The 1,465-nt window shown below is 31.1% G+C and carries 1 protein-coding gene; it reads right to left on the bottom strand.

Features of this window, described 5'->3' with window-relative positions; all coding sequences use genetic code 11:
- Window positions 1–121 precede the first annotated feature (121 nt).
- Window positions 122–1,339: an IS110 family transposase gene (locus IAI10_RS24540; RefSeq protein ID WP_315675939.1), complete on the bottom strand. Its 1,218-nt coding sequence runs from the start codon at window positions 1,337–1,339 to the stop codon at window positions 122–124.
- Window positions 1,340–1,465: the final 126 nt, after the last annotated feature.

Raw genomic sequence — 1,465 nt, 5'->3', positions numbered from 1 at the left:
GGCTATTCTGAAAACCAATTTTTAGGGTCAATTGACCCTAAAAAAAGAAAAAAAGAATAACCACTAAATTATCCATGAATAATTTTTAAAAAATGGATAATAATTAAAATGTATTTTTGTATTAAGAAGCTTTTTGGATAGTAACCGAATATCCTAAAGCTTCAATTTTTTTTGCAAGTTTTTTTGCTTTAGATTCAGAATTCTTTTTATCAAAATAATCAATACCAAGTTCATTATAATGTTGTTTATTTTTTATCATATTGTATATAACAATGAGCATAGAATGAGCAACGGCAATAGCGGCCTTATTAGGACCTCGCCTAGCGGCTATTCTATGATATTGAGAATAAAAATAACTATTTTTATGCAAAGAAGCATTGTGAGCACACTCGACTAATGTAGACCGAAGATGTTTATTACCTTCTCTTGAAGAAGCACTTTTACGCTTACCTGCACTTTCATTATTTGATGGACAGAGTCCAGCCCAAGCAGAAATATGAGCTTCAGATGGAAATTGATCCATATTAGTGCCTATTTCAGAAATAATTTCTTCAGCAGAGACTTTTGCTATAGAAGGTATTTCATCAATAAGTTGAATAAGATCTTGAGATTTTTTAAGCCTATTTTCGATTTCTTCATTAAGTGAACTTATATAAGAAGAAAGAAAATCAATATGTTTAAGCTGAGCTTTCAAAATCATTTTTTGATGATCTGCAATAAGCCCGTTAAGGGCTTTTTTAAGTTCAGGAATCTTATTTTTTAGCTTACCTTTTGCAAGTTCTGCCAAGGTATTGCAATCAGTATTTCCTTCGATAATTTTTTCTATCATATGCCTACCAGAAACGCCTAAAATATTAGATGCAACAGAGTCTAATTTTATATTCGCTCCTTGAAGAATTTTTTGAATTCTAGAAATTTCTCTAGAACGTTCACTAATAATGCTTCTTCGATATCTAACAAGTTCTCTTAGTTCTCGCTGATCGCGAGAAGGAATAAAGCTTCCTCTAAGCAATCCATGTTTTAATAAATCTGCTATCCATTCAGAATCTTTGACATCTGTCTTACGACCAGGAACGGCTTTAATATGTTTAGCATTTACAACAAGAGTCTTAATATTCTCAAGCTCTAAAAGATTATAAATAGGCTTCCAAAAGACTCCAGTGCTTTCCATAGCTACAGCTTCACATTTATTAAATTTTATCCAGTCAATTAATTCAAGTAATTCCTCTGTCATTGCACCAAAAGATTTAGTTTCTTTTTTATTGTCATTAATGATACAAGCCACAATGATTTTTTTGTGAACATCAAGTCCACAACAAGATTTGTAAAGTACCTCCATAAATAAACTCTCCCAATTAATAAAATTATCGGCAGACTTCCTTAATATTAAATAATCTATTCTACGTGCTTTCGGTTACAAGCAACACTTATTCGTTCATAAAAGGAAGTCAAATCAAGCTATGTT

Origin of the sequence: Clostridium sp. 19966 (assembly GCF_032335695.1) — a bacterium.
Classification (GTDB): domain Bacteria; phylum Bacillota; class Clostridia; order Clostridiales; family Clostridiaceae; genus JACTOJ01.
Note: the sequence above shows the minus strand (reverse complement) of the source record. Positions and strands in the feature narration are given on the sequence as shown.

Excerpts from the sequence above, each read along its gene's own strand:
- IAI10_RS24540 (WP_315675939.1), bottom strand. The coding sequence starts at position 1,339 with ATGGAGGTACTTTACAAATCTTGTTGTGGACTTGATGTTCACAAAAAA.